A 7,669-nucleotide genomic window follows, 5' to 3' on the forward strand; every position below is an offset into this window, starting at 1 on the left:
GCTGCTCGATATCCCCAAAGCGCGCCTCGTGGCGACGGCGGACGAGGCCGGCCTGTCTTACGTCACCGATCCCAGTAACCAGGATGCGCGCTTCGAGCGCGGGCGCCTGCGCGGGCCGTGAACGCCCTTGCCGGGTTGGGGCTCACGCCGGAAGCGATCGCCTTGTCGGCGCGGCGCTTGCGCGCGCGCGTGCCGCGCTCGAGGCGGCCACCGACGATTTCCTGGGCCGCCACGCGGAGACGAGCGCGGCGGGCTACGCCGTCATCGGCCTTGCGGCGCTGCGCTCGGCGGCCGAGGAGATCGCACTCCGGGCGCTCGCCCGGCTCATCTTCACGGTGGGCGGGGCGAGCGAGCCGTCACGGCTCGCCAAGCTCGAGGCTTTGCTCGTCGCGCTGAGAGCCGATCCGGACAAGGCGCACACGCTGGGCGGCTGCCGAATCACGCCGCGGCACGGCCGGCTCCTGTTCTTCCGCGAGATGCGAAAAGCAGGGCTTCCCGAACTCGAACTCGGTCCTGGCGAGCGTATGCTGTGGGACAATCGCTTCCGCATCGAGCTCGGGGCGCACGAAAGCGCCCCCATCACGGTGGGGGCCTTAGGCGAAGAGGGCCTGAAAACCCTGAAAGAGCGCCAGGCGCTGCCGCCGTCCCTGCCGCGGCCGGCCGCCAGGGCGCTGCCTGGCTGCTGGCGCGGCGGTAGGCTGCTCTGCCTTCCAGATTTCGATCAAAAACCGCTTCAATCCGCGCCTTCCTCGCGCCACGAAGTCGGCCTTGACTGCCGGGCGACCTTCCTTTGGGGATCCCTCTGAAGGGGCGCGTGACGGGAGCCCGGGGGCGCCTCCGGCCATTGAGGAAGCGTGCACCTGTTTCCGTTAGCTTTACTTGGCAAAAGAAGTGCCGGTTCCTATGTTAACAAGGCTTACTAAGCCATTCTGCGCCAGAATTTCGGGGGCATACGCCTGGGTGGGCGCGTGCCGTAGATCAAGCCGTCAGGTCAGTTTATGAATTCGAATTTCCGTAACTTCATTATCTGGGTGTTTATCGGCCTTCTCCTGGTCGCACTCTTCAACCTGTTTCAGACCCCGGGCGTACAGGTCCGCGGCAACGAGATCAGCTTCTCGCAGCTTCTCTCGGAGGTCGAAGGCGGCAACGTCCAGGATGTGACCATCGCCGGCAACCAGATCACCGGACATTTCAGCGACGGCCGCAACTTCCAGACCTACGCGCCGAACGATCCGAACCTGGTCGAGAAGCTGAACAGCAAGGGCGTGAAGATTACCGCCAAGCCTTCCGAGGAGGACGTGCCGTCGCTGTTCGGCGTGCTGATCTCCTGGTTCCCGATGCTGCTGCTCATCGCGGTGTGGATCTTCTTCATGCGCCAGATGCAGTCGGGCGGCGGCCGGGCCATGGGCTTCGGCAAGTCCAAGGCGAAGTTGCTGACCGAGCGCCACGGCCGCGTGACCTTCGATGACGTCGCCGGCGTCAACGAGGCGAAGGAAGATTTGCAAGAGATCGTGGAGTTCCTGCGCGACCCGCAGAAGTTCCAGAAGCTCGGCGGCAAGATTCCGCGCGGCGCGCTCCTCGTCGGTCCTCCGGGCACCGGCAAGACGCTGCTGGCGCGCGCCATCGCGGGCGAAGCCAATGTCCCGTTCTTTACGATTTCCGGTTCGGACTTCGTCGAGATGTTCGTCGGCGTGGGCGCATCGCGCGTGCGCGACATGTTCGATCAGGCGAAGAAGAACGCGCCGTGCATCATCTTCATCGACGAGATCGACGCGGTCGGCCGTCACCGCGGCGCGGGCCTCGGCGGCGGCAACGACGAGCGCGAGCAGACTCTGAACCAGTTGCTGGTCGAGATGGACGGCTTCGAGGCCAATGAGGGCATCATCCTCATTGCCGCCACCAACCGGCCCGACGTGCTCGATCCCGCGTTGCTGCGTCCCGGCCGTTTCGACCGCCAGGTGGTGGTACCGCGTCCCGACATCATCGGCCGCGAGAAAATCCTCAAAGTGCATGTGCGGAAAGTCCCGCTGGCGCCTGACGTGGATTTGCGCGTCATCGCCCGCGGCACGCCGGGCTTCTCCGGTGCGGACCTCGCCAACCTCGTGAACGAGGCGGCGCTGCTCGCCGCGCGCCGGTCGAAGCGGCTCGTCACGCAGAACGAGTTCGAGGACGCCAAGGACAAGGTCATGATGGGCGCGGAGCGCCGCTCCATGGTCATGACCGAGGAAGAGAAAACGCTGACGGCTTACCACGAAGGCGGACACGCGCTCGTGGCGCTGCATCAGCCGGCTTCCGATCCGGTCCACAAGGCCACCATCATTCCGCGCGGCCGGGCGCTGGGCATGGTCATGCGCCTGCCTGAGCGGGACATGTTGTCTCATACCCGCGCCAAGCTGAACGCGGACATCGCCGTGGCCATGGGCGGCCGCGTGGCCGAGGAGATCGTGTTCGGCCACGACAAGGTCACCTCCGGCGCCTCGTCCGACATCAAGATGGCGACGCAGCTCGCGCGCGCCATGGTCACCCAGTTCGGCATGTCCGACAAGCTGGGGCCGCTGGCTTACGGCGAGAACGAGGAAGAAGTGTTCCTCGGCCATTCCGTGGCGCGGCAGCAGAACCTGTCCGACGAGACACAGACCATCGTCGATGAGGAGATCCACCGCATCGTCGACGAAGGGTTGGAAGGTGCCCGCAAGATCCTCTCCGAGAATCTCGACGATCTGCACACCATCGCCCGCGGGCTGCTGGAGTACGAGACGCTGAGCGGGCAGGAGATCAAGGACCTGCTCAACGGCAAGCCGCCGGTGCGCGAGGATGTCACCGAGGACACGCCGCGTCCGGGGCCGGCCTCCGCGGTGCCCACGGCGGGCCGGGGCAAGAAGCCGCCGGAGCCGGATGCGGGCGGCCTGGAGCCTCAGCCCACCTAGGCTTTGCGTCACGAATAAATTTTGCGCATGCCCGGCCTTTCGCCGGGCATGTTGCTTTCATGCTAAAGGCTTGAAGCCATGGCAGAGGGAAAACTCTATCTCAGGCCGATCGGGTTTCTGTACGGACCCCCGGCGGAGGCCGCGATCGAGGACGGTCTGGCGTTGCCGCTGGCCGGCGGGCCGATCGCCTTCACCGCTGCTGTCGTAATCGAAGGCGACCCCGCCAGCTCGCAGCGGCGCCTCGTGTCCGTCGAGGCGCTGGAGGAGTCGCGTGACGCCGGTCTCGGCGCGGTGCTGGAGCGCGTGACGGCGCCGCGCCCACCGTTTGCGGGGCTCAGCCTCGCGCGGCCCACGCTCATGGGCATCGTCAACGTGACGCCGGACAGCTTCTCCGACGGCGGGCTCTATGACGAGACCGAGGGCGCGGTCACCCATGCGGCCGAGCTCGCCTCGGAAGGCGCCGAGATTGTCGATCTTGGCGGAGAGTCCACGCGGCCGGGCTCCGACACGGTCGCCGACGACGACGAGCTCTCCCGGGTCGTGCCGGTGCTCGAGGAGCTCAAGGGCTCGCCTGCGGTGATCTCCATCGACACGCGCAAGAGCGCGGTGGCGCGCGCGGCGGCAAAAGCGGGCGCCAGAATCCTCAATGACGTTTCTGCGCTGACCTATGATCCCGCCTGCCTCGACGTGGCGGCGGAGGAGGGGCTCGACGTGGTGCTGATGCATGCCCAGGGCGTGCCCAAGACCATGCAGGACAATCCCACCTACGACGACGTGGTGCTGGAGGTGTTCGACTATCTGGAGGCGCGGATCGAGGCGTGCGAGGCGGCCGGGATCGGGCGGGCGCGTATCGCCGCCGATCCGGGGCTCGGCTTCGGCAAGACGCTCGGCCATAATCTCGCGGTGCTCGCCAATCTCAGCCTGTTCCACGGGCTCGGCGTGCCGCTTCTGGTCGGGGCCTCGCGCAAGCGCTTCATCGGCGGGCTCGGCCAAAACAAGGACCCGAAATCCCGCGAGCCGGGCAGCCACGCGGCCGCCATCGCCTCGGCCGCCCAAGGGGTTCAGATCCTGCGGGTGCACGACGTGGCCGGCAGCCGCCAAGCCCTTGCAGTCTGGCGCGCAAGCATGTTTGGTACTGAAAATTAAGGGAAATCGGCGCCCGATCTGGGATGGGATGTAATCTTTGCTTACATTTTTTGAACGCATCTCGCCCAAGCCGGGAGCATAATCCGATGTTAAGCCGGGTGAGTTCGAACGAGGGTACCGCCTGGCGGCGCAGACGGGGGAATAACCGGGATGGCTCGTAAGTTTTTTGGCACGGACGGAATCCGTGGCAGCGCCAACTCGTATCCGATGACCTCGGAGGTGGCGCTCAAGGTCGGCATGGCCGCCGGCAAGCTCTTCACCAACGGCTCCTATCGCCATCGGGTGGTGATCGGCAAGGATACGCGCCTGTCGGGCTATATGATCGAGTCGGCGCTCGTGTCCGGCTTCACCGCCGTGGGCATGGACGTGTTCCAGCTCGGACCGATGCCGACGCCGGCCGTGGCGATGCTCACGCGCTCGCTGCGCGCCGATCTCGGCGTGATGATCTCCGCCTCGCACAACCCCTATATCGACAACGGCATCAAGCTGTTCGGGCCGGATGGCTACAAGCTCTCGGACGAGCAGGAATCCGAGATCGAGGCGCTGATGGAGGGCGATACGACGGCGCTGCTCGCCAGTGCCGAGCGCATCGGACGCGCCACCCGCATCGAAAGCGCACGTGAGCGCTATATCGAGTTCGCCAAGCGCACCTTGCCGCGCAATTTGCGCTTCGACGGCATCCGCGCGGTGATCGATTGCGCCAATGGTGCCGGATACAAGGTGGCGCCCGAGGCGCTGTGGGAACTCGGCACCGAGGTCATCAAGATCGGGGTCGATCCGAACGGTCTCAACATCAACAAGGATTGCGGCTCCACCGCCCCGCAGAACCTGATCCGCAAAGTGCAGGAGGTGCGCGCCGATATCGGCATCGCGCTCGACGGCGACGCGGACCGGGTGGTGATCGTGGACGAGAAGGGCTGCATCATCGACGGCGATCAGCTGATGGCGGTCATCGGCGAGTTCTGGCTCCGGCGCGGGCGGCTTGCCGGCGGCGGCGTGGTGGCCACGGTGATGTCCAATCTCGGGCTCGAGCGCTACATGGCGGATCTCGGGCTCGGGCTCGCCCGCACCCCGGTCGGGGACCGCTACGTGGTCGAGCATATGCGCCAGCACGGCTACAACGTCGGCGGCGAACAGTCCGGCCATATCGTGCTGTCCGACTTTTCAACCACGGGCGACGGCCTGGTCACGGCCCTGCAAATCCTTGCCGTGGTGGTTCAGAGCGGCAAGCCCGTGAGCGAGGTCTGCAACCGCTTCGAGCCGCTGCCGCAGATCCTGGAGAATGTGCGCTACAAGGACGGCCAGCCCCTCGACAATCTCGGCGTGCAGCGGGCCATCAATGACGGCAAATCCAGGCTCGGCACTGCGGGCCGGCTGGTGATCCGCCCCTCCGGCACGGAGCCGGTGATTCGGGTCATGGCCGAAGGCGACGACGAGGGCCTGGTCAAGACCGTGGTTTCCGACATCGTGCATGCCTTGTCGGACGCCGCCGCGGCCTAGCGGTCACACCTGGTTTCAAAAACATCATGTAATTCAATTGGTTATGTGTAGCCGTGGCCGTTCGGCCACGCCTGTCCCAACTTGAGACCCGCTTTAGGGGTCCGTTAACCAATCCCGCCGATAGTCCCCAGACGAGACAGCTAGCGCGCTTTCAGCCCCGCAAGGCCCGAACCGCAAAGGCTGCAGTCAGAAGGGATAATCAGATGGGACAGACACGTTCAATCATTCTTGCGACCGCCCTGGCCATGGCGCCGGTGGCTGTCGCCAACGCGGCCGATCTCGGCCTTCCGCCGCCTCCGCCGCTGCCTGAGCCGTGCATCGGCTGCACCGGCCCGGTCTACTTCAAGGGTTTCATCGGCGCCGCCAATCCGGTTGTCGGCGACATCAGCAGCGAACTCTTCCAGTTCAACGACTTCGAGGTGTTCCACGAGGACATCAAGAGCACGCCGTTCTTCGGTATCGGCGTCGGCTATCAGTGGAACTCTTGGCTGCGCTTCGATGCCACCGGCGAATATCGGGGCAAGTCGCTGTTCATCGCCCAGGACCGCTATCCGGGCGGCAACGGCACGTTCAGCCGTGCCTCAAATTCCACCGATGGGACCTTCCTACCGGGCACCAACGAATACACCGCCGACATCGAGAGCTGGGTCGGCTTGGCCAACGCCTATATCGATCTTCCCACTGTCTGGTGCATCACGCCTTACGTCGGCGGCGGTATCGGTGTCGCCTCGGTCTCAGTTCTCGGCCTGAAAGACGTCAACGTGCCGAACCTCGGTGTCGCTTACGGCGCCGACCATACGGAGACGAATTTCGCCTGGGCCTTCTATGGCGGTCTCGCCTACGAGGTCAATCCGTCGGTCACGCTCGATCTGTCCTATCGCTATCTCGATCTCGGCGATGCACGGAGCGGCCGCGTCACGGCTTACGACAACTCCAGCTCCTACGCGGGCCTCGACATCAACGACATCACCTCGCACGACCTGATGTTCGGCGTGCGCTGGAAACTGGGGCATCAGACTGCCGCGCCGATGCCGGTCGCCTTTAAATAACCCATCCACCACACCAGACTGTCAGCCTTACCGCCCGTCCTCGCGACGGGCGGTTTTTTCTTGTGGGCTTGCGAACAAGTTCCTCCTCCTAAAGGGGGAGGGGGACTGCCTCTTGTCCCGCGCTACCCCGTGCAGCACTTGACGGCGCGTTTGCCGCCAAGCATGTCTTGCTCATGACTCTGCCAGCAAAGCCGAACCGCCGGCCCGAAAATCCGCGCTTCTCCTCCGGCCCTTGCACCAAGCATAAAGGCTGGTCGCTCGACGCACTCAAGGGCGCGCTGCTCGGCCGCAATCACCGCCAGCCGGAGACCAAGGCGCGTATCGAGGCGGCGCTTCACAAGCGCGCGCGCTGCTCAAGCTGCCGGACGGCTATCGCGTGGCCCTGGTGCCCGCGTCCGACACCGGCGCGGTGGAGATGGCGCTGTGGTCGCTGCTCGGCCCGCGCGGCGTCGACGTGCTCGCCTGGGAAGCCTTCAGCAGCGATTGGGTGACCGACATCGTCGAGCAGCTCAAGATCGCCGATATCCGGGCGCTGACCGCGCCGTACGGGGAGTTGCCGGATCTCAGCCAAGTCGATTTCAGCCGCGACGTGGTGTTCGCTTGGAACGGCACCACCTCGGGCGTGCGTGTGCCCAACGCGGATTGGATCGCGGGCGACCGCGAAGGCCTCACCATTTGCGATGCGACCTCGGCCGTGTTCGCCCAAGATATCGACTGGCGCAAGCTCGATGTCGCGACCTATTCCTGGCAGAAGGTGCTGGGCGGCGAGGCGCAGCATGGCATGCTGATCCTGTCCCCGCGCGCCATCGAGCGGCTGGAAAGCTACACGCCGCCTTGGCCCTTGCCGAAGCTGTTCCGCATGACGAACAAAGGCAAGGTGATGGAGGATCTGTTCGAAGGCTCCACCATCAACACGCCGTCCATGCTGTGCCTTGAGGACTATATGGACGCGCTTGCCTTCGTCGAGACACTCGGCGGCTCAAGGGCGCGATGGGCCCGCGGCCGACCGCAATGCCAAGTCATCCGCCGACTCGGTCGACAGGACCG

6 protein-coding genes and 1 pseudogene are annotated in these 7,669 nt (G+C 65.3%); all 7 read left to right on the forward strand.

What is annotated here, in order from left to right:
- Positions 1-28 precede the first annotated feature (28 nt).
- Positions 29-121, forward strand: coding sequence for an ATP-binding protein (locus AUC71_RS17290; RefSeq protein WP_244500770.1), 93 nt, complete (start codon positions 29-31; stop codon positions 119-121).
- Entirely contained in the window at positions 84-806 is a 723-nt protein-coding gene (locus AUC71_RS03050; protein ID WP_069623092.1) for a hypothetical protein, read from the forward strand. The genes AUC71_RS17290 and AUC71_RS03050 overlap by 38 nt, the downstream gene beginning before the upstream one ends.
- Before the next feature lie 192 nt (positions 807-998).
- Positions 999-2,927: an ATP-dependent zinc metalloprotease FtsH gene (ftsH, locus tag AUC71_RS03055; RefSeq protein WP_069623093.1), complete on the forward strand. Its 1,929-nt coding sequence runs from the start codon at positions 999-1,001 to the stop codon at positions 2,925-2,927.
- A 78-nt stretch (positions 2,928-3,005) separates the two neighbouring features.
- Positions 3,006-4,073 carry a dihydropteroate synthase gene (gene folP / locus AUC71_RS03060; RefSeq protein ID WP_069623094.1) on the forward strand — a complete coding sequence of 356 codons (1,068 nt, stop codon included), beginning with the start codon at positions 3,006-3,008 and terminating at the stop codon, positions 4,071-4,073.
- Positions 4,074-4,223: 150 nt separating this feature from the next.
- Positions 4,224-5,573, forward strand: a complete 1,350-nt coding sequence (gene glmM / locus AUC71_RS03065) for a phosphoglucosamine mutase (protein ID WP_069623095.1) — start codon at positions 4,224-4,226, stop codon at positions 5,571-5,573.
- Between the two features lie 203 nt (positions 5,574-5,776).
- Complete coding sequence (locus tag AUC71_RS03070) at positions 5,777-6,622, forward strand: outer membrane protein (protein WP_083238027.1); 846 nt, start codon at positions 5,777-5,779, stop codon at positions 6,620-6,622.
- Positions 6,623-6,795: 173 nt separating this feature from the next.
- Positions 6,796-7,669 (forward strand): annotated as a pseudogene (locus AUC71_RS03080) (phosphoserine transaminase); the annotation flags it as partial.

The organism is Methyloceanibacter marginalis, from assembly GCF_001723295.1.
GTDB lineage: Bacteria > Pseudomonadota > Alphaproteobacteria > Rhizobiales > Methyloligellaceae > Methyloceanibacter > Methyloceanibacter marginalis.